At 70.6% G+C, this 20,947-nt stretch carries 15 protein-coding genes; 9 read left to right on the top strand and 6 right to left on the bottom strand.

The features are described from left to right. Nucleotides 1–202 precede the first annotated feature (202 nt). A complete protein-coding gene (gene treS, locus ACFVWW_RS14950) occupies nt 203–1,927 on the bottom strand; it encodes a maltose alpha-D-glucosyltransferase (RefSeq protein ID WP_384181571.1) in 1,725 nt (574 codons plus the stop codon). Beyond that, nucleotides 1,924–3,912, bottom strand: a complete 1,989-nt coding sequence (locus tag ACFVWW_RS14955) for an alpha-1,4-glucan--maltose-1-phosphate maltosyltransferase (protein ID WP_386878332.1) — start codon at nt 3,910–3,912, stop codon at nt 1,924–1,926. Before ACFVWW_RS14955 ends, treS begins: the two co-directional genes overlap by 4 nt. A 489-nt stretch (nt 3,913–4,401) precedes the next feature. Between ACFVWW_RS14955 and glgP the strand changes: the two genes are divergently transcribed. Then, complete coding sequence (gene glgP, locus ACFVWW_RS14960; RefSeq protein ID WP_386878224.1) at nt 4,402–7,032, top strand: alpha-glucan family phosphorylase; 2,631 nt, start codon at nt 4,402–4,404, stop codon at nt 7,030–7,032. 227 nt (nt 7,033–7,259) lie between these two features. Beyond that, nucleotides 7,260–8,495, top strand: a complete 1,236-nt coding sequence (locus tag ACFVWW_RS14965) for an alginate lyase family protein (protein WP_386878225.1) — start codon at nt 7,260–7,262, stop codon at nt 8,493–8,495. A 112-nt stretch (nt 8,496–8,607) separates the two neighbouring features. Here ACFVWW_RS14965 and ACFVWW_RS14970 read toward each other — a convergent pair whose 3' ends face one another. Next, nucleotides 8,608–10,638, bottom strand: coding sequence for a M4 family metallopeptidase (locus ACFVWW_RS14970; RefSeq protein ID WP_384181577.1), 2,031 nt, complete (start codon nt 10,636–10,638; stop codon nt 8,608–8,610). A 379-nt stretch (nt 10,639–11,017) separates the two neighbouring features. Further along, nucleotides 11,018–11,638: a TetR/AcrR family transcriptional regulator gene (locus tag ACFVWW_RS14975; protein ID WP_386878226.1), complete on the bottom strand. Its 621-nt coding sequence runs from the start codon at nt 11,636–11,638 to the stop codon at nt 11,018–11,020. Nucleotides 11,639–11,726: 88 nt separating this feature from the next. On the opposite strand from ACFVWW_RS14975, the gene ACFVWW_RS14980 reads away from it, so the two are divergent. The 3 genes from ACFVWW_RS14980 to ACFVWW_RS14990 all read left to right on the top strand — a co-directional run bounded on the left by ACFVWW_RS14980 (nt 11,727) and on the right by ACFVWW_RS14990 (nt 13,337). Beyond that, nucleotides 11,727–12,611, top strand: a complete 885-nt coding sequence (locus ACFVWW_RS14980; protein WP_386878227.1) for an NAD(P)-dependent oxidoreductase — start codon at nt 11,727–11,729, stop codon at nt 12,609–12,611. Between the two features lie 245 nt (nt 12,612–12,856). Beyond that, nucleotides 12,857–13,108, top strand: coding sequence for a DUF6400 family protein (locus tag ACFVWW_RS14985; RefSeq protein WP_386878228.1), 252 nt, complete (start codon nt 12,857–12,859; stop codon nt 13,106–13,108). Continuing rightward, nucleotides 13,092–13,337, top strand: a complete 246-nt coding sequence (locus ACFVWW_RS14990; RefSeq protein WP_384181585.1) for a hypothetical protein — start codon at nt 13,092–13,094, stop codon at nt 13,335–13,337. Before ACFVWW_RS14985 ends, ACFVWW_RS14990 begins: the two co-directional genes overlap by 17 nt. A gap of 40 nt (nt 13,338–13,377) precedes the next feature. Here the strand turns inward: ACFVWW_RS14990 and ACFVWW_RS14995 are convergent, their stop codons facing one another. Further along, nucleotides 13,378–15,276 (bottom strand): ABC transporter ATP-binding protein, encoded by a 1,899-nt coding sequence (locus ACFVWW_RS14995; RefSeq protein WP_384181587.1) that lies wholly within the window; start codon nt 15,274–15,276, stop codon nt 13,378–13,380. Continuing rightward, nucleotides 15,273–17,093, bottom strand: coding sequence for an ABC transporter ATP-binding protein (locus ACFVWW_RS15000; RefSeq protein ID WP_384334514.1), 1,821 nt, complete (start codon nt 17,091–17,093; stop codon nt 15,273–15,275). Before ACFVWW_RS15000 ends, ACFVWW_RS14995 begins: the two co-directional genes overlap by 4 nt. 161 nt (nt 17,094–17,254) lie before the next feature. Here ACFVWW_RS15000 and ACFVWW_RS15005 point away from each other — a divergent pair, with 161 nt between their 5' ends. From ACFVWW_RS15005 to ACFVWW_RS15020, 4 genes are all read left to right on the top strand, one after another. Beyond that, the gene (locus ACFVWW_RS15005) at nt 17,255–18,220 is read left to right on the top strand and encodes an ABC transporter ATP-binding protein (RefSeq protein WP_386878229.1); all 966 of its coding nucleotides are present in this window, start codon (nt 17,255–17,257) and stop codon (nt 18,218–18,220) included. A 1-nt stretch (nt 18,221) separates the two neighbouring features. After that, nucleotides 18,222–18,965 (top strand): ABC transporter permease, encoded by a 744-nt coding sequence (locus tag ACFVWW_RS15010; RefSeq protein WP_384181592.1) that lies wholly within the window; start codon nt 18,222–18,224, stop codon nt 18,963–18,965. A gap of 62 nt (nt 18,966–19,027) precedes the next feature. Beyond that, nucleotides 19,028–20,281, top strand: coding sequence for a sensor histidine kinase (locus ACFVWW_RS15015; RefSeq protein WP_386878230.1), 1,254 nt, complete (start codon nt 19,028–19,030; stop codon nt 20,279–20,281). Further along, nucleotides 20,274–20,915, top strand: a complete 642-nt coding sequence (locus ACFVWW_RS15020; protein ID WP_386878231.1) for a response regulator — start codon at nt 20,274–20,276, stop codon at nt 20,913–20,915. The genes ACFVWW_RS15015 and ACFVWW_RS15020 overlap by 8 nt, the downstream gene beginning before the upstream one ends. Nucleotides 20,916–20,947 lie beyond the last annotated feature (32 nt).

Here is a 20,947-nt window from a genome sequence, read left to right on the forward strand (position 1 = left end):
CGTCCTTTCCCCGGGCACACCACAGGATGCGCAGAGTGTCCCGGATTGCGGCAATGGCTGTCCGGCTGTGCGGGACGTGTCGGGTGAGGATGATCCGTACGGCTTGATTCCGTACGAAACTCGATCGAACTGGATGTGAGGGAGGGTGCCCCGTGCGGGGCGGTGGAAACCGCCCCGCACGGGGCCACGGGTTAACACCGTGTCACGAGGACGCGATGTCCTTCCTGAGCCGGAACCAGTAGAAGCCGTGGCCCGCGAGCGTCAGCAGGTAGGGCCATTCCCCGATGGCGGGGAAGCGCACCCCGCCGATCAGCTCCACCGGATGACGCCCGCTGAAGGCCTTCAGATCGAGCTCCGTGGGCTGTGCGAAGCGTGAGAAGTTGTGCACGCAGAGCACCAGATCGTCGCCGTCCCCCTCTTGGGAGGGCGCCTCGCGCAGGAAGGCGAGCACCGCCGGGTTCGACGACGGCAGCTCGGTGTACGAGCCGAGCCCGAAGGCGTGGTTCTGCTTCCGGATCTCGATCATCCGGCGGGTCCAGTGCAGCAGCGAGGACGGCGACGCCATCGACGCCTCCACGTTGGTGACCTGGTAGCCGTAGATCGGGTCCATGATCGTCGGCAGATAGAGCCGCCCGGGGTCGCTGGAGGAGAATCCCGCGTTCCGGTCGGGGGTCCACTGCATCGGGGTCCGCACGGCGTCCCGGTCGCCGAGCCAGATGTTGTCGCCCATCCCGATCTCGTCCCCGTAATAGAGGATCGGCGAGCCCGGCAGCGACAGCAGCAGAGCGGTGAACAGCTCGATCTGGTTGCGGTCGTTGTCCAGCAGCGGGGCGAGCCGGCGCCGGATGCCGATGTTGGCGCGCATCCGCGGGTCCTTGGCGTACTCCGCGTACATGTAGTCGCGCTCTTCGTCCGTGACCATTTCGAGGGTGAGCTCGTCGTGGTTGCGCAGGAAGATGCCCCACTGGCAGCCCGTCGGGATCGCCGGGGTCTTCGCCAGGATTTCCGAGACCGGGTAGCGGGACTCGCGCCGTACGGCCATGAAGATCCGCGGCATGACGGGGAAGTGGAACGCCATATGGCATTCGTCGCCGCCGGCCGCGTAGTCCCCGAAGTAGTCGACGACATCCTCGGGCCACTGGTTGGCCTCGGCGAGGATCACCGTGTCGGGGTAGTTGGCGTCGATCTCCTTCCGTACCCGCTTGAGGAACTCGTGGGTGGCCGGGAGGTTCTCGCAGTTGGTGTTCTCGCGCTGGTACAGATACGGCACGGCGTCCAGCCGGAAGCCGTCGATGCCCAGGTCCAGCCAGAAGCGCAGCGCGGAGACGATCTCCTCCTGCACCGCCGGGTTCTCGTAGTTGAGATCCGGCTGGTGGGAGAAGAACCGGTGCCAGTAGTACTGCTTGCGCACCGGGTCGAAGGTCCAGTTGGACGTCTCCGTGTCGACGAAGATGATCCGGGCGTCCTGGTACTGCTTGTCGTCGTCGGCCCAGACGTAGTAGTCGCCGTACGGCCCGTCGGGGTCCTTGCGGGACTCCTGGAACCAGTCGTGCTGATCGCTCGTGTGGTTCATGACAAAGTCGATGATCACGCGCATGCCGCGCTGGTGCGCGGCGTCGACGAACTCCACGAAGTCGGCGAGATCGCCGAATTCGGGGAGCACCGCCGTGTAGTCGGACACGTCGTAGCCACCGTCGCGCAGCGGCGACTTGAAGAACGGCGGCAGCCAGAGACAGTCGACCCCGAGCCACTGGAGATAGTCCAGTTTGGCGGTGATGCCCTTGAGGTCACCGATGCCGTCGCCATTGCTGTCCTGGAACGAACGCACCAGGACCTCGTAGAAGACGGCTCGCTTGAACCAGTCGGGATCGCGGTCCTTGGCCGGGGTGTCCTCGAAGGTGTCGTGGACGGGCTCATTGACGATCATGTTGTGGGTGACCCTCCGATCGGCGGGGACGGTCGCAGCACCACGATGTGCGCGGGCGTGACGCCCGGCTCTAGGCGCACATAGTTGGCTCTGCCCCAGTGATAGGTCTCGCCGGTGAGCTCATCGCGCACCGGGGCGGTCTCGTGCCGGTCGAGGCCGAGCCGCTCCATGTCCAACGAGACCGTCGCCTCCTGGGTGTGGTGAGGGTCGAGGTTCACGACCACCAGAACGATGTTCGAGCCTGACCGCTTGCTGTACGCGATGACCGCGTCGTTGTCGGCATGGTGGAAGTGGATGTCGCGCAGCTGCTGCAGGGCGGGATGGCGCCGTCTGATCCGGTTGAGCGTGGTGATCAGCGGGGCGATGGTGCGGCCCTCACGCTCGGCCGCATCCCAGTCCCGGGGCCTCAGCTGGTACTTCTCCGAGTCAAGGTACTCCTCGCTGCCCGGCTTGGCAGGGCTGTTCTCGCAGAGTTCATATCCCGCGTACACGCCCCACGTCGGCACCATCGTCGCGGCCAGCACGGCCCGCACCTCGAACGCCGGGCGCCCGCCCTCCTGGAGATAGGCGTGCAGGATGTCCGGAGTGTTCACGAAGAAGTTGGGCCGCATGTACGAGGCGGACTCGCCGGACAGCTCGATGAGGTAGTCGGTGAGCTCCTGCTTGGTGTTGCGCCAGGTGAAGTACGTATACGACTGCTGGAAGCCGACCGCGCCCAGGGTGCGCATCATCGCGGGCCGGGTGAAGGCCTCGGCCAGGAAGATCACATCGGGATCGGTGCGGTTGATGTTCGCGATGACCTTCTCCCAGAAGACCACCGGCTTCGTGTGCGGATTGTCGACGCGGAAGATCCGTACACCGTGGGTCATCCAGTGGCGCAGCACGCGCGTGGTCTCCCGGACCAGACCGCGCAGATCGTGGTCGAAGTCGATCGGGTAGATGTCCTGGTACTTCTTCGGCGGGTTCTCGGCGTAGGCGATGGAGCCGTCCGCGCGGTGGTGGAACCAGTCGGGGTGCTTGGCGACCCAGGGGTGGTCGGGGGAGCACTGGAGCGCGAAGTCCAGCGCGACCTCCATCCGCAGTGTGCGCGCCGTCTCCACGAAGTGGTCGAAGTCCTCGATCGTGCCCAGGTCGGGGTGGACCGCGTCATGGCCGCCCTCGGCGGAGCCGATCGCCCAGGGCACGCCGACATCGTCGGGGCCGGGATCGAGGGAGTTGTTGGGGCCCTTGCGGTACGTGGTGCCGATGGGGTGGATCGGCGGCAGATACACGACGTCGAAGCCCATCGCGGCGACCGCGGGCAGCCGCTCGGCGGCCGTTCTGAACGTGCCGCTGACCGGCGGCTCGCCCTCCTTGACGACCGCGCCCTCGGAGCGCGGGAACAGCTCGTACCACGAGCCGAACAGCGCCCGCCGGCGCTCGACCAGCAGCGGCGCCGGGCGCGAGGAGCTGACCAGCTCGCGCAGCGGATGGCGGGCGAGGGCGGCATCCGCCTCGGGGGAGAGCGCGGCGGCGAGCCGGGCCGTGGCGGGGAGCGACTCGTCACGCAGGGCGTCGACGGCGGCCAGCACGGCTTCCCGGCCTTCGCGCTTCGGTACGCCGGCGGCGGCCCGCTCGTACAGCTCGGCGCCCTCCGCGAGGACGAGAGCGGTGTCGATGTCCGCCGGGATCTTGATGCCGGCGGCGTGGCGCCAGGTGGCGACGGGATCGCTCCACGCTTCGACGGTGTAGGTCCAGCTGCCTTCCTCCGTGGGGGTGACCTCGGCGCCCCAGCGGTCCGTGCCGGGGGCGAGCTCGTGCATGGGGGTCCAGGGGCCGGGGTGGCCACCTGGATCCAGCAGGACGACATTGGCCGCGACGGCGTCATGGCCCTCGCGGAAGACGGTCGCGGTGACCTGGAAGGACTCACCGCTCACCGCCTTCGCGGGGCGTCTGCCGCAGTCGACGAGCGGGCGTACGTCCAGGACGGGAATGCGACCAATCAGCGGTTTCACTGGATCACCTGAGGGCTGTGCGGGCTTGACAGGCATGGCAGGTCGAGCGGGTTGGGAACCTTTACGGGGTTTTGATGTTCTTTGTAGCTGCTCGGTAGACGACTGGGAGGCTGCGGGCATGGCCGCTCCTGTCCGCGTTCACTCGAATAGCGCTGGAATCGCCCGGAATCGTGTGGAGACGCGCTCGTGTGCCGTGCGTAAGGGCTGTGCGGGTGCGCCGTGCGGGTGGACCGTGTGTACCGGAGGAGCCTTCCCCCTCCATTCGGGTGAGCAATCCGGTGTTTTGTTAATTGCCGGGGCGCGGAGGAAGACACCCGTTGCTTTATCGGATGCCCCGCCGGGGCGCGGAAACCCGGGGACATGTGCACGGATGCGCCGTGGTTGCCGAGGGCGGGGTGCGACTACCGTCGGAGGGACGGCGGGGCCGCACACCGTGGCGCGTCCCCTCCGGCTCGTACGTCCCCTGCGAAGGTGGAACACGTGAAGGCAATCCGTCGGTTCACCGTCCGCCCCGTCCTGCCCGAACCACTCCAACCGCTCAGCGACCTCGCCCGCAATCTGCGCTGGTCCTGGCACAGCGAGACCCGTGAGCTCTTCGAAGCCGTCGACCCCGCCGGCTGGCGTGCCGCCGACGGCGACCCCGTACGGCTGCTCGGGGCCGTATCCGCCGCCCGCCTCGCCGAGCTGGCCGGGGACCGTCCCTTTCTGGACAGACTGACCGCCGCCGCCGACGATCTCGACACCTATCTGCGCGGCGAGCGCTGGTACCAGGCGCGCGACGGGCAGGGCGCCGAGCTGCCGGCCGCCGTCGGCTACTTCTCGCCCGAGTTCGGGGTCACCGCGGCCCTGCCGCAGTACTCCGGCGGCCTCGGCATCCTCGCCGGCGACCATCTCAAGGCCGCCAGCGACCTCGGCGTACCGCTCATCGGTGTCGGCCTGCTCTACCGGCACGGCTACTTCCGCCAGTCGCTGTCCCGGGACGGCTGGCAGCAGGAGCAGTATCCGGTCCTCGACCCCAACGAACTGCCGCTCACCCTGGTGCGGGAGGAGGACGGCACACCCGCTCAGGTCGTCCTCACCCTGCCGGGCCGGCGGGCGCTGCGCGCCTGTATCTGGCAGGCGCACGTCGGGCGCGTGCCGCTGCTGATGCTCGACTCGGACGTCGAGGAGAACGGTCCGGGCGAGCGCGATGTCACCGACCGGCTCTACGGCGGCGGCAGCGAGCACCGCCTCCTCCAGGAGATGCTGCTCGGCATCGGCGGGGTCCGGGCCGTGCGCACGTACTGCCGGCTCACCGGCCACCCCGCGCCCGAGGTGTTCCACACCAACGAGGGCCACGCCGGATTCCTCGGCCTGGAACGCATCAGGGAACTCGCCGGCACCGGCCTCGGCTTCGACGCCGCGCTGGAGGTCGTCCGGGCCGGCACGGTCTTCACCACCCACACCCCGGTGCCCGCCGGGATCGACCGGTTCGACCGCGAGCTGATCGCCCGCCACTTCGGGGACGACGGGGAACTGCCCGGCGTGGACGCCGAGCGGATCCTCGGCCTCGGCCTGGAGACCTATCCGGGCGGCCGGCCGAACCTCTTCAACATGGCCGTGATGGGACTGCGGCTCGCCCAGCGGGCCAACGGCGTCTCCGCCCTGCACGGCGCCGTCAGCCGGGAGATGTTCGCCGGGCTCTGGCCCGGCTTCGACCCCGAGGAGGTGCCGATCACCTCCGTGACCAACGGGGTGCACGCGCCGACCTGGGTCGCGCCCGAGGTCGCCCGGCTGGGCGCGGCGGGGACATCCGGGGCCGCGAGCGCGGACCCCGGGAGCGGCTCGTCGCGCTGGGACGCCGAATCCGAGATTCCCGACGGCGATCTCTGGGACGTGCGCCACGTCCTGCGCGAGCAGCTGGTGGCCGAGGTACGCAAGCGGCTGCACGCGTCCTGGCGGCTGCGCGGCGCCCAGGCCGCCGAGCTGGGCTGGATCGACGGCGTGCTCGACCCGGACGTCCTCACCATCGGCTTCGCCCGCCGGGTGCCCTCGTACAAACGCCTCACGCTGATGCTGAGCGACCGCGACCGGCTGCGGGCGCTGCTGCTCCACCCGGAGCGGCCGGTGCAGATCGTGGTCGCCGGCAAGGCGCATCCGGCGGACGACGGCGGCAAGCGGCTGGTGCAGGAGCTGGTGCGGTTCGCCGACGATCCGCGGGTGCGCCACCGCATCGTCTTCCTGCCCGACTACGGCATGGCGATGGCGCAGAAGCTCTATCCGGGCTGCGACGTCTGGCTGAACAATCCGCTGCGGCCGCTGGAGGCGTGTGGCACCAGCGGAATGAAGGCCGCGCTCAACGGCTGTCTCAACCTGTCGGTCCTGGACGGCTGGTGGGACGAGTGGTTCGAGCCGGACTTCGGCTGGGCCATCCCCACCGCGGACGCCTCGACCTCCGACGAGCACCGCAGGGACGAACTGGAGGCGAACGCCCTCTACGAGCTGATCGAGGACCGGGTCGCGCCCCGCTTCTACGACCGGGGCGCCGGCGGGCTGCCCGACCGCTGGATCGCGATGGTCCGCCGCACGCTGGGCACACTCGGTCCCAAGCTGCTCGCCGACCGGATGGTCCGCGAGTACGTGGAGCGGCTGTACGCCCCCGCCGCCCACGCCCACCGCCTCCTGGACACCGGCACCGCGACGGAGCTGGCGGCCTGGAAGGACCGGACGCGCGCGCTCTGGCCGCGGGTCTCCGTCGACCATGCCGAGGCCGTGGCGGCGACCGCCGTCGGCAGCACCGCCGAGCTGGGCTCCACGCTCTCCCTGCGGGTACGGATCGGCCTGGGCGAACTCGACCCGGACGATGTGGAAGTGCAGGCCGTCGCGGGACGGGTGGGCTCCGACGACGCGATCGTGGACGCCCGGTCCTTCCCGCTGAAGCCGGCCGGCGGGCCCGACATAGAGGGCCGCTGGATGTACGAGGGGCCGCTCGCCCTGGACCGTACGGGCCCCTACGGCTACACGGTCCGTGTGCTGCCGGCCCATCCGCTGCTCGCCACCAGCGCGGATCTGGGGCTGGTCGCTCTGCCGACGGAGGCGACGGGGGAGGGCGCGGGCGTGCTGATGCGCTGACGGACGCGCCGGCCGGCGCGTTGACCGAGGATCAGGGCCGGGCACCGCGGGTGCCCGGCCCTTCGCGTGGGCCCACGGAGGAACCTGACGTTCCATAGGTCCAGACCTTGACGTGTTCATGCGATGGTTCTAGGTTCCTCAGTCAATAACGGGTTCACAACTCCACTCAATGTTCACATGAGTGAACGGAGTTGCGGGCCGTCCATCTGACCGGAAGGCACCCCCACATGCGCCCCGGATCCATCCCCAGATTCCTCGGACTCTCCGCAGCCCTGGCCGGCGTGATCGCCGCGGCCTTCATGGCTCCCGCCTCCGCCGCGAAGGCGCCGGAGGCCCGGGTCTCGGCCACGAAGACGGCGGCCGTCGCCGCCGCCCCGGCGAACTTCACCCACCCCGGCGTGAACCTCAGCACCGCCCAGCTCGACTTCGTACGGGGCAAGGTGCAGGCCGGGGCGCAGCCCTGGAAGGCCGCGTACGACCAGATGATGGCGAGCAGGTACGCCTCCCTGTCGCGGACGGCCAAGCCGCGCGCGATCGTCGAGTGCGGCTCGTACTCCAACCCCAACTACGGCTGCACGGACGAGCGCGAGGACGCGATTGCCGCCTACACCGACGCGCTGGCCTGGTACATCACCCGCGACGAGCGGTACGCGAAGAAGTCCATCGAGCTGATGGACGCCTGGTCCAACTCCATCCAGGACCACACCAACAGCAACGCCCCGCTCCAGACCGGCTGGGCCGGCTCCTCGTGGCCCAAGGCCGCGGAGATCATCAAGCACGTCTACGGCAACTGGCCGAACTCCGGGCGTTTCAGCACCATGCTGCGCAACGTCTATCTGCCCAAAATCATCAACGGCTCCAACTCCAACGGGAACTGGGAGCTGACCATGATGGAGGCGGCGGTCAGCATCTCCGTCTACCTCGATGACGCGGCCAGTTACGACAAGGCGATCGGCAAGTACCTCGTCCGCGTGCCCGCGTACATCTATCTGTCCTCCGACGGCGCGCTGCCCAAGACCGTGCCCAGCCAGAACCTGGACACCCGCGACAAGATCGTCAACTACTGGCAGGGCCAGGGGACCTTCGTCACCGGTCTCACCCAGGAGACCTGCCGCGACTTCGTCCACACCGGCTACGGCATCTCGTCCGTCTCGCATGTCTTCGAGACCGCCCGTCTCCAGGGACAGGACCTCTTCCCGCAGGTCGGCGAGCGGCTGCGGCAGGCGCTCGGCTTCCAGTCCAAGTACGAGGTGCAGGCCGAGCCCGTGCCGTCGTCGCTGTGCGGCGGCAGCGTGACCCGCGGTCTCGGGCCCATCACCGAGGTCGGCTACAACGCCCTCAACACCCGGCTGGGCTACGCGATGACCAACACCCAGCGCCTCACCGAGCAGCAGCGGCCCTCCGGGACCAACAACCTGTTCGTGGCCTGGGAGACCCTGACGAACGCGAGCAACCCCAACTAGGTGGACAGTGGCCGACGACAGAGCCGCCCGGGGTGTGTGGCACCCTGGGCGGCTCGTTTGCGTCAAGCGGTTGTGCGGTCGGGACTCAGGCCCCGCTCAGGCAGGCTCAGGCTCAGAAGGTGAGCTTGAAGCTGTTGATGCGGCCGGTGTCCTGCGCCGCGACATCCTGGACCCGCAGCTTCCAGGCACCGTTGGCGACCTCGGAGGAGGCGTTCACGGTGTAGGTCTCCACGACGTTGTCCGCCGAGTCGCCGCTGCTGGAGTTCTTCACGCGGTACGCGGTGCCGTCCGGGGCGACCAGGTCGATGACCAGGTCACCGCGCCAGGTGTGCGTGATGTCCACGCCGACCTGGAGGGCGGCGGGGGCGTTGCCGGTGATTCCGGTGACGTTGACGGTCGAGGTGACCGCCGCGCCGGCGTCCGGGATGGTGACGGCCGTGGTGCTCTCGAAGACCGTGCCGCCTCCGCCACCGCCGCCGCCGGGACGGGTGCCGACCGCGATACCGGCCCAGGCGTCCGCGACGGACTTGTACTCGGCGCTGGCGGTGCCGTACAGCTCACCGGCGACCGCGAGGGTGCCCGTGCGGGCCGCCGCGTAGTTCGTCGTGGAGGTGAACTTCGTGGCGAGCGCCTTGAACCAGATCTGCTCGGCCTTCGCCCGGCCGATGCCGGTCACCGGCAGGCCGTCGGAGGTCGCGGAGTTGTACGAGACACCGTTGACGACCTTGGCGCCGCTGCCCTCGGAGAGCAGGTAGAACCAGTGGTTGGCCGGGCCCGAGGAGTAGTGGACGTCGACGCTGCCGATGCCGGAGTACCAGTAGTCCTTGGAGGCGCCGTCCTTGCTCGGCTTGTCCATGTACCGCAGCGGCGTGCCGTTGCCGTTGATGTCGATCTTCTCGCCGACCAGGTAGTCACCCGGGTCCTGCGGGCTGTTCGCGTAGAACTCGACCGCCGCGGCGAAGATGTCGGAGGTGGCCTCGTTCAGGCCGCCGGACTCACCGCTGTAGACCAGGCCGGCCGTGTTGGCGGTGACGCCGTGGGACATCTCGTGGGCGGCCACGTCGATGGACGTCAGCGGCTTGGCGTTGCCCGTGCCGTCGCCGTACGTCATGCAGAAGCAGCTGTCCTGCCAGAAGGCGTTGACGTAGCCGCTGCTGTAGTGGACGCGGGAGTACGCGCCGACACCGTCACCGCGGATACCGGTGCGGCCGTGCACGTTCTTGAAGTAGTCCCACGTCTCGCCGGCGCCGTACGCGGCGTCCGCGCCCGCGGTCTCCAGGTTGGCCGGGGCGCCGTTGCCCCAGACGTCGGTGGAGTTCGAGAAGAGGGTGCCGGTGCCCGAGGTGCCGCGGTTCAGGTTGTACGTCTTGTGGCTGCCGCGGGTGCCGTCGGTCAGGTTGTACGTCGACCCCGACTGGGTGGAGCCGATGCTGACCTGGCCGCTGTACTGCGTGTTGCCCACGCCCGTCTCGACGCCCTGCCACTCGTAGATCTTCTTGCCGGTGGCGGCGTCGGTGACGACGTGCAGCTCGTTCGGGGTGCCGTCGTGCTGGAGGCCGCCGACGACGGTCTCGAAGGCGAGGGTGGGCTTGCCCTGCGCCATCCACACGACCTTGCGCGGGGCGCGGTCGGCCTCGGTCTTCTTCGAACCGTCCGCCGCGGCGGCGCTCAGCGCCTGCTTCTCGGCGGCGGCCGGGGCGATGTCCGCGGTGGTGGCGACGTCCTTGAGGGCGGACTGCGACGCCTTGCTGACGGACTGGGTCGCGCCCGCCTTCGTCGCCGCTACCACGAGGTCACCGCCGAGGACCGGAAGGCCCTTGTAGGTGCGCTCGTAGCGGGTGTGCGTCGTGCCGTCGACGTCCTGGAGGACGTCACGGACGACGAGCTTCTCCTGCGTGCCGAGGCCGAGGTCCTTGGCGGTGGCCGCCTTGGTGGCGTCGGCCTCGCGTATCAGCGCGGCGCGCTGAGCGGGAGAGAGATCGCGCGGCAGCGCACCGGGGTCGGCCTTGCCGGCCACCGGTGCGGCGGGAGCGGTGTCGGGCTGCGCGGTGGCGGTGCCGGCCTGCACACCGACGGTGAGCAGCGCTGCTGCGGCGATCAGAGCGCCGGTCGCGGTGGCGCGACGGCTGGGCGTGGATCTCACGCGAACTCCTTCTGCGAGGGGGGTACCGGGCCGCTCGGTGGGCCGCCCGGAAGTGCACGCGGAGCAAGGTGGTGCGAAGAACGGGGGAAGAGTGGCAGTCGTGACGCCTCGCTGTCAGGACCGCGTCAACAAGTTGGCCGGAAATCGTCCGCTGCCCGAAAGCGCTTGTTCGTTAAGCGGACGTTTCGTCGATCATCATCGCAACGCCGCCAAGGGTTCGCCCCGCTGCTTCAAAGAGTCTGTGGAGAACCAGTTCGAAGTTGGCGTATGTGAACGGGGTGTTGAACGGAGCATGCGTGAAGGCTGACGCGATCGGTTCGTAACGTGGCTGGATTTATACCATCCACTTGTCGCCGAAGACCGGGCCGGACGGCCGGAGTCAGGCGGTGGGCCGGTAGGAGTCGATCAAGCGGGCCAGATGGCTCCCCGCGATGCGCAGGGGTTCGTCGCTTCGTGAGACCTGGGCGGCCAGTTCGGCGCCCTCCAGGGTGCTGATCACCGTGTGACCCAGATCGAGGGCGTCCTGCTCGGCGATGCCGGTGCGGCGGAGGGTGTCGGACACGAGGCCCCGCCAGTGCTCGAAGGCCTGCGCGGCGGCCTGTTGGATGTCCGGGGCGCGGCCCGCCGTGCCCAGGGCGGTGGCGGTGACCGGGCAGCCGTCGAGCCAGTCGGAGGCGCGCAGGCCCTCCGCGAGGCTCCGGGTGCAGGCGACGACCGCCTTGGCCGGGTCCTCTTCGCTGTCCAGTACCTCACGCAGGATGCCGGCGAACTCCTGGTCGCCGTGGTGGACCGCCGCGACGGCCAACTCCTGCTTCCCGCCGGGGAAGAAGTGGTAGACGGAGCCGAGCGTGGCGCCGGCCTCCTGGGCGATCTGCTTGATCCCCGATCCGTCGTACCCCTGTCGCTGCATCAGGCGCGAGGCCGCGCGGACGACTCGCTCGCGCGTGCCGAGGGCGGCGTCGGGGCCCGGGGTCCTGTCGTCTCGCGGCTTCGTCTTCACCGGCCCAGGCTATCGGATAGAGCGTTCGTTCCAGTGGCGTGCTAGGTTCCCTCCTGGATAGAGCGTTCGTTCTAGAGGGGGGAATCTCATGAGCAAGCAGACCGGCACCGGCACCGTCACTGTCATCGGCCTGGGTCCGATGGGCCAGGCGATGGTGCGGGCGTTCCTGGACGGCGGCCGCCAGGTGACCGTGTGGAACAGGACCGCGAGCAGGGCCGACGAGCTGGTGGCCCGGGGCGCGACCCGCGCGGCCACCGTCGAGGAGGCGCTGACCGCCAACGAGCTGGTGATCCTCAGCCTGACGGACTACGACGCGATGTACGCGATCCTCGGACCCGCCGCCGGGTCGCTCTCCGGGCGGGTCCTCGTCAACCTCAGCTCGGACACACCCGCGAAGGCCCGCGAGGCCGCCGGCTGGGCGGCCGGCCACGGCGCCCGCTATCTCGCCGGCGGTGTGCAGGTGCCGCCCTCGGGCATCGGCAGGCCGGAGTCGTCCACCTTCTACAGCGGCCCCAAGGACGTCTTCGAGGCGCACGCCGGCAGCCTGGCGGTGCTGACCGGCACCGACTACCGCGGCGAGGACCCGGGGCTGGCCCCGCTGTACTACCAGATGCAGATGGACATCTTCTGGACCGCGATGACCAGTTACCTGCACGCCCTCGCGGTGGCCGACGCGAACGGCATCTCGGCCGCGGAGTTCCTGCCGTACGCCACGTCCACGGTCTCCTCGCTGCCGGGCTTCCTCGCGTTCTACGCGCCCCGGATCGACGGCGGCGAGCACCCCGGCGACGTGGACAAGCTCGCCATGGGCGTGGCGAGCGTCGACCACATCGTCCACACGGCCAAGGACGCCGGGGTCGACACCGCGCTGCCGGAGGCGGTGCTCGGCCTCTTCCGGCGGGGCGTGGCGGCCGGCCACGCGGATGACAGCTTCACCAGCCTGATCGAGGTCTTCGGGCGGACCGCCCCGTAGGCTCGGTCCGTCCCGTGGGGCAAGCCGTGAAGTGCGTCACAGTGCCGTGAGCGGACGGTGTCTGTCGTTCAGGGCTTGGTGCCGGCAACGGCCCACCCCTGTCGTTCGATCCGTGGGTGCCCCGTCGACGGGCCGGGTGGAGCGTCGCCCCGGGCGGTCCCGGGGCGACTTAGGCCACCCTTCCCTGTGGGCGTGGCCGCCTGGTAGAGATGGTGGGGTTCCGCCAGCACATCGGGAGTCTCGCCATGAACCAGGACAACGCCACCGGCCTCATCCCCTTCACGATCGATCTGACCTTCGAGGAAGTCCGGCGGCGGGCCGAGGTCGTGGCCGCGCTGGGGCCCGACTGGGATCCGGTGGCCGCCCTCCGAGGCGAGGACGAAGCGTATGCCCTTCTCTACTCGGGCCTGGACGCCGAGCAGCAGCGCACCTACGACCTGCTGGTGGCGGCCGGTGTCCTGCCGGGGGAGGAGCAGGGCCGTGCGGCTGCCCATTGATCCACAGGCGGACCTCGCCCGCCGCGCCTGGGTGGCCTGCCCCGTCTGCGACGACGCCCGCCACTGCGCGACCTGCGCCGACCGCCGCAACTGCGGCGAGCACTGGCGCTATCTGATCTCCAGCAACGGGCCGGTCGTCCACCTCCAGTGCCCGCGATGCACGCACCTGTGGTCCCTGAACACCCGGCCCGGCGTCACCCGCCCCGGCGACACCACCCCCTGCTCCTGACGAATCGCGCCACCAGCGACTGACCCCGCCCCTCGTCGGGTCAGGCCAGGCTGTCGCGCCAGGCGCGGTGGAGGTCGGCGAAGTGGCCCGTGGCGGCGATCAGTTCCGCCGGCGGGCCGTCCTCGACGACACGGCCGTGCTCCATCACCAGCACCCGGTCCGCGATCTCGACCGTCGACAGGCGGTGGGCGATCACCACCGCGGTGCGGCCGTGCAGGACCGTGTCCATCGCACGCTGCACCGCGCGTTCACCCGGGATGTCGAGGGAACTGGTCGCCTCGTCGAGGATGAGGACCGCCGGGTCGGCGAGCAGCGCGCGGGCGAAGGCGACCAGTTGGCGCTGTCCTGCGGAGATACGGCCGCCCCGCTTGCGTACGTCCGTGTCGTAGCCGTCCGGCAGACCGCTGATGAAGTCATGGGCGCCGATCGCCTTCGCCGCGCGCTCGATGTCCTCGCGGGAGGCGTCCGGGCGGCCGATGGCGATGTTCTCGGCGACCGTGCCGGAGAAGAGGAACGCCTCCTGGGTCACCATCACCACCCCGCGCCGCAGCTCGGGTGTGTCCAGCTCGCGCAGATCGACACCGTCGAGGAGGACCCGCCCCTGGGTCGGGTCGTAGAACCGGGCCAGCAGCTTGGCCAGCGTGGACTTGCCCGCGCCCGTCGAGCCGACGACCGCGACCGTCTGGCCGGCCGGGACCGTCAGGTCGAACGCGGGCAGGACCTCGCCGCCCGTACGGTACGCGAAGCTCACCCCGTCGAAGACGACCTCGCGGCCGGGGAGTTCGCCGGTGAGCGCGGGCAGCGGCCGGGGATCCGCCGCCTCGGGCACCGAGGGCGTCTGGGCCAGCAGACCCGCGATCTTCTCCATGGAAGCGGCGGCGGACTGATACGAGTTGAGGAACATCCCGAGCCGGTCGATCGGGTCGTAGAGCCGCCGCAGATACAGCACGGCCGCGGCCAGCACCCCGAGCGCCAAGGTGCCGCCCGCCACCCGGTAGGCGCCCCAGAGCACGATCCCGGCGACGGCGACGTTGGCGATGAGGCGGGAGCCGATCACATAGCGGGCCATCTCCAGGAGGGCGTCGCCGTTGCTGCGTTCATGGCGGTGGTTGAGCACGTGGAAGTCCGCGTCGTTGGCGCGCTCGCGCCGGAACGCCTGCACCGGCCTGATGCCGTTCATCGTCTCCGCGAACTTGACGATGACGGCGGCGATGGCGGTGGAGCGCCGGCCGAAGACCTGGGCCGCCCGGCGCTGGTAGAGCCGGACCAGCAGATACAGCGGCACGAAGGAGATCACGGCCACCGCGCCGAGACCGACGTCCAGATAGAGCAGCATCGCCGAGATGTAGACGAAGGCCAGCACCACCGCGATCAGTTCCTGGAGACCTTCGCCGAGCAGCTCGCGCAGCGACTCCACATCGGTGGTCGACCGGGAGATCAGCCGCCCGGAGGTGTAGCGCTCGTGGAAGTCCACGCTCAGCGCCTGGGCATGACGGAAGATCCGGCCGCGCAGATCCAGCAGGACGTCCTGGTTGACCCGGGCGGCGGCCCGGATGAAGGCGTACTGAAAGGCTCCCGAGCCCAGCGCGCAGACCAGATAGCCCGCGCCGACGGCGATCAGCGGACCGTGGTCGCCGTCCCGGAAGGCGGGCACCCCGCGGTCGATGGCGTACGCGACGATCAGCGGGCCGGCCTGGGCGGCGGCCTGCTGGAGCAGCAGGAGCAGCGCGGCCACGACGACCCTGCCGCGCCGGGCGCGCAGCAGCGACCGCAGCAGGGCGCCGGTGGCCCCCGGAGGCGCGGGCAGCGCGTCCTTGCCGAAGGGGTCGTCGGGCGGGGTGGGGGCGCCGGGAAGCGCCGCCTCGTCCCCGCTCCCGGTCGTGTCCCCGGCCCCGTCCGGAGCCGGGCCGGCGCCCTGGGTGGCGGTCGACGTGGTCATCGGATGCTCTCCTCAACGGCCTCGGCGTCGGCGTCCGATGCCGTCCCGGTCTCCGTGCCGGACATCAGCCAGGCATACTCCGCGCTGCTCCGCAGCAGTTCCTGATGGGTGCCGACCGCCGCGATCCGCCCCCGCGAGATCAGCGCCACCCGGTCGGCGAGCAGCACCGTCGACGGGCGGTGCGCCACGACCAGCGCGGTGGTCCCCTGGAGCACCCGGCGCAGCGCCGCCTCCACCAGCGCTTCCGTATGGACATCCAGCGCGGACAGCGGATCGTCCAGCACCAGGAAGCGCGGCCGCCCGATCACCGCCCTGGCGAGCGCGAGCCGCTGGCGCTGGCCGCCGGAGAGGCTGAGCCCCTGCTCGCCGACCTCGGTCCGCACCCCCTGCGGCAGATCCCGTACGAAGCCCGCCTGGGCCACGTCCAGCGCCCGCAGCAGCGCCTCCTCGTCGGCGTCCTCCGCGCCCATCCGCACGTTCTCCCCGACGCTCGCGGAGAACAGCGTCGGCTCCTCGAAGGCCACCGACACCAGCTCCCGCAGCCGCCGGCGCGGTATCAGGGCGACGTCCTCGCCGTCGAGCGTGATCCGCCCGCCGGTCACTTCGTGCAGCCGCGGTACGAGCGCGGTGAGCGTGGTCTTGCCCGAACCGGTGGCCCCGACGAGGGCCATGGTCTCGCCGGGTCTGATGTGCAGATCGACCCGCGCCAGCACGGGTACGGAGTCCTCGTCGGCGTCCGGGTAGCGGAAGGAGACCCCCTCGAAGCGCAGTCCGCCGCCGGAGGCGTCCGCCGGCTTCACGCGCGCGGCGTCCGCCGCCTCCGCCTCTTCCCGTACGTCCATCACTTCGAAGAACCGCTCGGTCGCCGTCGCCGACTCCTGGCTCATCGCCAGCAGGAACCCGATCGACTCCACGGGCCACCGCAGCGCCAGCGCCGTCGAGAGGAAGGCGACCAGGGTGCCCGCCGAGAGTTCGCCGTCCGCCACCTGGATCGTGCCCAGCACCAGCGCCGCGCCGATGGCCACCTCAGGAATGGCCATGATCAGCGCCCAGATGCCCGCCAGCAGCCGGGCCTTGCCCAGCTCGGTGGCGCGCAGCCGCTGCGCGAGCGCGCGGAAGGCGAGGGACTGGCTGTGGTGGCGGCCGAACCCCTTGATGATCCGGATGCCGAGCACGCCCTCCTCGACGACCGTCGTCAGATCGCCGACCTGGTCCTGCGCCCGGCGCGCGACGAGGGCGTACCGCGACTCGAAGAGCGAACACAGGATGACCAGTGGCGCGGCCGGGGCCAGCAGCACCAGCCCCAGCGACCAGTCCTGCATCAGCAGGATGATGAAGCCGGCCAGGATCGTCGTCGCGTTGACCAGCAGAAAGGTCAGCGGGAAGGCCAGGAACATCCGCAGCAGCATCAGATCCGTCGTCCCGCGCGAGAGCAACTGGCCCGACGGCCAGCGGTCGTGGAAGGCGACAGGAAGGCGCTGCAGATGCCGGTAGAGATCGGCCCGCATCGCCGCCTCCACCCCGGCCAGCGGCCTGGCCACCAGCCACCGCCGGAAACCGAACAGCACGGCCTCGACGATCCCGAGCACCAGCAGGACGAGCGCCCCCAGCCAGACGCCGCCCGGATCCCGGTCCGCGACCGGTCCGTCCACCATCCACTTCAGTACGAGGGGGAACACCAAGCCGAGGCAGGATGCGACGATCGCGACAAATGCCGCACTGAAGAGACGTGTTCGCACCGGGCGTACGTACGGCCACAGCCGCAGGAGTGAACGTGCGGCGGACCGGTGCTCGGTGGCTTCGTGTGTTTCGGACATCAGGAGCGAGCCTACGGTTTGCCACTGACATCGCCCATGTGATTTTCCGCCGGTCGCCGTCATGGTCACCGGGTCGTACCACCGCATCAACCGATCGGCTGATGCGCGGTCGAGCGTGACGGCGGATGTTCCTCGCTCCCGGCGGGTGCGACCCTCGGCGCATGGCGATTATCGAAGTGACCGGCCTGCGCAAGGCCTACGGCGCCACGGCCGCCGTGGACGGGGTGTCCTTCGCCGTCGAGGAGGGCGAGATCTTCGGAATCCTCGGCCCCAACGGCGCGGGCAAGACGACGACCGTCGAATGCGTCGAGGGGCTGCGGATCCCCGACGCCGGTACGGTCCGGGTGGCGGGGCTCGATCCGGTCGCCGACCACGAGCGGGTGACGCGGATTCTCGGCGCCCAGCTCCAGGAGAGCGAGCTGCAGCCCAAACTGACCGTGCGGGAGGCGCTGGAGCTGTACGCCGCGTTCTACCCGACGCCCGCCGACTGGCGGCCGCTCGCCGAGCGTCTCGGGCTCGCCCCGAAGCTCACGACGCGGTTCGCGAAGCTGTCCGGCGGCCAGAAGCAGCGGCTGTTCATCGCGCTCGCCCTGATCGGCAACCCGCGTGTCGTCGTACTCGACGAGCTGACCACCGGACTCGACCCGCGCGCCCGCCGGGACACCTGGAGCCTGATCGAGGAGATACGGGACTCCGGCGTGACGGTGCTGCTCGTCACCCACTTCATGGAGGAGGCGCAGCGGCTCTGCGACCGTATCGCCGTGATCGACAAGGGCAAGGTCGCCGCGCTCGACTCCCCGGCCGGGCTGATCGGCAGGTCGACCGCCTCCACCGTCATCTCCTTCACGCCCTCGCGGCCGCTCGACGACCAGGAACTCGCCGGGCTGCCGCAGGCCGCGTCGGTGGAGACCAAGGGCGACCGCGTCGTGATCAACGGTACGGACGAGACCGTCAACGCGGTGATCTCCCTGCTCGTCCGCCACCGCGTCACCGCCCACCAGCTCCGGGTCACCGAAGCCACGCTGGACGACGCGTTCCTCGACCTGACCGAGACCCCGACCGCGACCGAGAGCGGTCCCGCGGCCGAAACCGGGACCGACACCCACCAGCCGGAAGAGAGGGTCTGAGATGGCCTCCGCGTCCACCGCCGTCCTCAGGACCGAGGCACGGCTCTTCCTGCGCGAGCCCGGAAGCCTCTTCTGGGTCATCCTGTTCCCGACGCTCCTGATGACGATCCTCGGGCTGATCCCGACCTTCCGGGAAGCCGACGCCGCCCTCGGCGGCCGCCGGGTCATCGATCTCTATGTCCCCATCGCCGTCCTGCTCGCACTGATCACGGCCGGGATCCAGGCGATGCCCCCGGTCCTCACCGGCTACCGGGAGCGCGGCATCCTGCGCCGGATGTCGACCACGCCGGTACGGCCCGCCTCCCTGATCACCGCCCAGCTCACCCTGCACGGCGTGTCCGCCCTCTGCTCGGCCGTGCTCGTGATCGCCGTGGGCCGGTTCGCCTTCGACGTACGGCTGCCGGCGCAGCCCGCCGGATACGCCCTGGCCCTGGTCCTGACGACGGCGAGCGCCCTCGCGCTCGGCGCCACGGTCTCCGCCATTTCCCGGACCCAGAAGATCGCCGGCGCCATCGGCTCGGTCGTCTTCTTCCCCGCGATGTTCACCGCGGGCGTCTGGCTGCCGGTGCAGACGATGCCCGAGAGCCTTCGGCACATCGTGGAGTTCACCTCCTTCGGCGCCGCCTCCGAGGCGCTCGACCAGGCGATGCGCGGCGGCTGGCCGGGCTGGGACCACCTCGGGGTGACGGCGCTGTGGGCGGTCCTGCTGACCTGGGCCGCGGCCCGCTGGTTCCGGTGGGAGTGAGCCGGGTCTCCGGGCGGCCGGAGACCGGGCGCGGCGGCCCGACACGGGGACGGACCACGGCCGTGCCGGGCAGCTCCGTCTCCGTCGAAGAGCGCTGGGAGCAGTTCTACCGCTGGGGCCCGTACGCCCTGCTGGCCCTCGCCACCCTGATCGCGGCCGCGACCGCCGGCAGCCTGGAGATGAGCCGCGCCGCGATCTACGCGGCCGGGGCGCTCGTCCTGGCCGCGGCCGCCCTCCAGCTGTGGTGGGGCCGGGCCGGGTGCGGGCAGCCCGGGCATGCCGTACCCGGCCGGATCTACTACGGCGTGCGGACCGCGCTCGCGTTCGCGCTCACCTGGCTCAACCCCTTGTTCGCCGTCTACGCGGTCCTCGGTTACTTCGACTCCGAGCGGCTGCTGCCGAAACGCGCCGTCAGACCAGGACTGATCGTCACCGCGGTGACCATGGCGGGATCGCAGGCCGGTGGCCTGCCGCCCCAAGGGGTCGTCGGCTGGACCCTCTTCGGAGGTCTCTTCGCCCTCAACGGATTCCTGACCCTCATCTTCGCCCACCTCGCGATCAGGGAGGCCGAGGCCGCCAGGGAGAAGGCGGCCACCATGGCCGAGCTGGAGCGCGCCAACGCCCGGCTGGAACAGGCCCTCGCGGAGAACGCCGGGCTCCACGCCCAGCTCCTCGTCCAGGCGAGGGAGGCGGGTGTCGCCGACGAGCGCCGCCGGCTCGCCGCCGAGATCCACGACACCATCGCGCAGGGCCTGACCGGCATCATCGCCCAGCTCCAGGTGGTGTCGGGTGCCCCCGACGGCGCGCTCGCCCGCGAACATCTGGAGCGCGCCGCCGCTCTCGCCAGGCACAGCCTCGGCCAGGCACGCAGGTCGGTGCAGAACCTCAGCCCGGCCGAGCTGGAGAACGACGCGCTCCCCGTGGCGCTCAGGAAGACGGTCGCCGCCTGGGCCGACCACGCGGGCCTGCGGGCACGGTTCACCGTCACCGGTACGGAGGAGCCCCTGCACGACGAGGTCGCGGCGACCCTGCTCCGTATCGCCCAGGAGGCCCTGGCCAACACCGCCCGGCACGCGCGGGCCACCCGGGCCGGCGTCACCCTCTCCTACATGGGCGACGAGATCAGCCTGGACGTCCGGGACGACGGCCGCGGCTTCGACCCGGTCGCCCTGCCCCCGCGCTCCGGCACCGGCGGCTTCGGCCTGGCCGGCATGCGCGCCCGCGCCGAGCGCATCGCGGGCACCGTCACCGTCGAGTCCGGGGAAGGCCGGGGCACGGCCGTCTCGGCTCGCGTACCGTTGGTCCGCCATGGCTGACCGGACCATCACCCTGATCGTCGTCGACGACCATCCCGTCGTACGGGACGGTCTGCGCGGCATGTTCGACTCCTCGCCCGGCTTCGAGGTGCTCGGCGAGGCCGCCGACGGAGTCGAGGGCGTCGAACTCGCCACCCGGCTCGACCCCGATGTCGTCCTGATGGACCTGCGGATGCCGGGCGGCGGCGGGGTCGACGCGATTGCCGAACTGACCCGCCGCGGCGCCCGTTCCAAGGTGCTCGTCCTCACCACGTACGACACCGACTCCGACACGCTGCCCGCGATCGAGGCGGGCGCCACCGGCTACCTCCTCAAGGACGCGCCGCGCGAGGAGCTGTTCACGGCGGTACGGGCGGCCGCCGAGGGCCGTACGGTGCTCTCGCCGGCGGTCGCCTCCCGGCTGGTCTCCCGGGTGCGGACCCCGGCCGCCGCGGGCCGGGAGCCGTTGTCCGCGCGCGAGCGCGAGGTCCTCGCGCTGGTCGCCAAGGGCACCTCGAACCGCGAGATCGCCGTCGAACTGTTCATCAGCGAGGCGACGGTGAAGACCCATCTCACGCACCTCTACGCCAAGCTCGGCGTCAAGGACCGTGCGGCGGCGGTCGCGGTGGCGTACGAGCGGGGCATCCTCGGCTGACACCGCCCCGTACCCAAGCCGGCCCCGCCGCC

This window comes from Streptomyces sp. NPDC058198 (assembly GCF_042882605.1).
GTDB lineage: Bacteria > Actinomycetota > Actinomycetes > Streptomycetales > Streptomycetaceae > Streptomyces.

Excerpts from the sequence above, each read along its gene's own strand:
- ACFVWW_RS14980 (WP_386878227.1), top strand. The coding sequence starts at position 11,727 with ATGAGCAAGCAGACCGGCACCGGCACCGTCACTGTCATCGGCCTGGGT.
- ACFVWW_RS14965 (WP_386878225.1), top strand. The coding sequence starts at position 7,260 with ATGCGCCCCGGATCCATCCCCAGATTCCTCGGACTCTCCGCAGCCCTG.
- ACFVWW_RS15005 (WP_386878229.1), top strand. The coding sequence starts at position 17,255 with ATGGCGATTATCGAAGTGACCGGCCTGCGCAAGGCCTACGGCGCCACG.
- ACFVWW_RS14995 (WP_384181587.1), bottom strand. The coding sequence starts at position 15,276 with ATGACCACGTCGACCGCCACCCAGGGCGCCGGCCCGGCTCCGGACGGG.
- ACFVWW_RS15010 (WP_384181592.1), top strand. The coding sequence starts at position 18,222 with ATGGCCTCCGCGTCCACCGCCGTCCTCAGGACCGAGGCACGGCTCTTC.
- ACFVWW_RS14985 (WP_386878228.1), top strand. The coding sequence starts at position 12,857 with ATGAACCAGGACAACGCCACCGGCCTCATCCCCTTCACGATCGATCTG.
- ACFVWW_RS15000 (WP_384334514.1), bottom strand. The coding sequence starts at position 17,093 with ATGTCCGAAACACACGAAGCCACCGAGCACCGGTCCGCCGCACGTTCA.
- treS (WP_384181571.1), bottom strand. The coding sequence starts at position 1,927 with ATGATCGTCAATGAGCCCGTCCACGACACCTTCGAGGACACCCCGGCC.
- ACFVWW_RS15020 (WP_386878231.1), top strand. The coding sequence starts at position 20,274 with ATGGCTGACCGGACCATCACCCTGATCGTCGTCGACGACCATCCCGTC.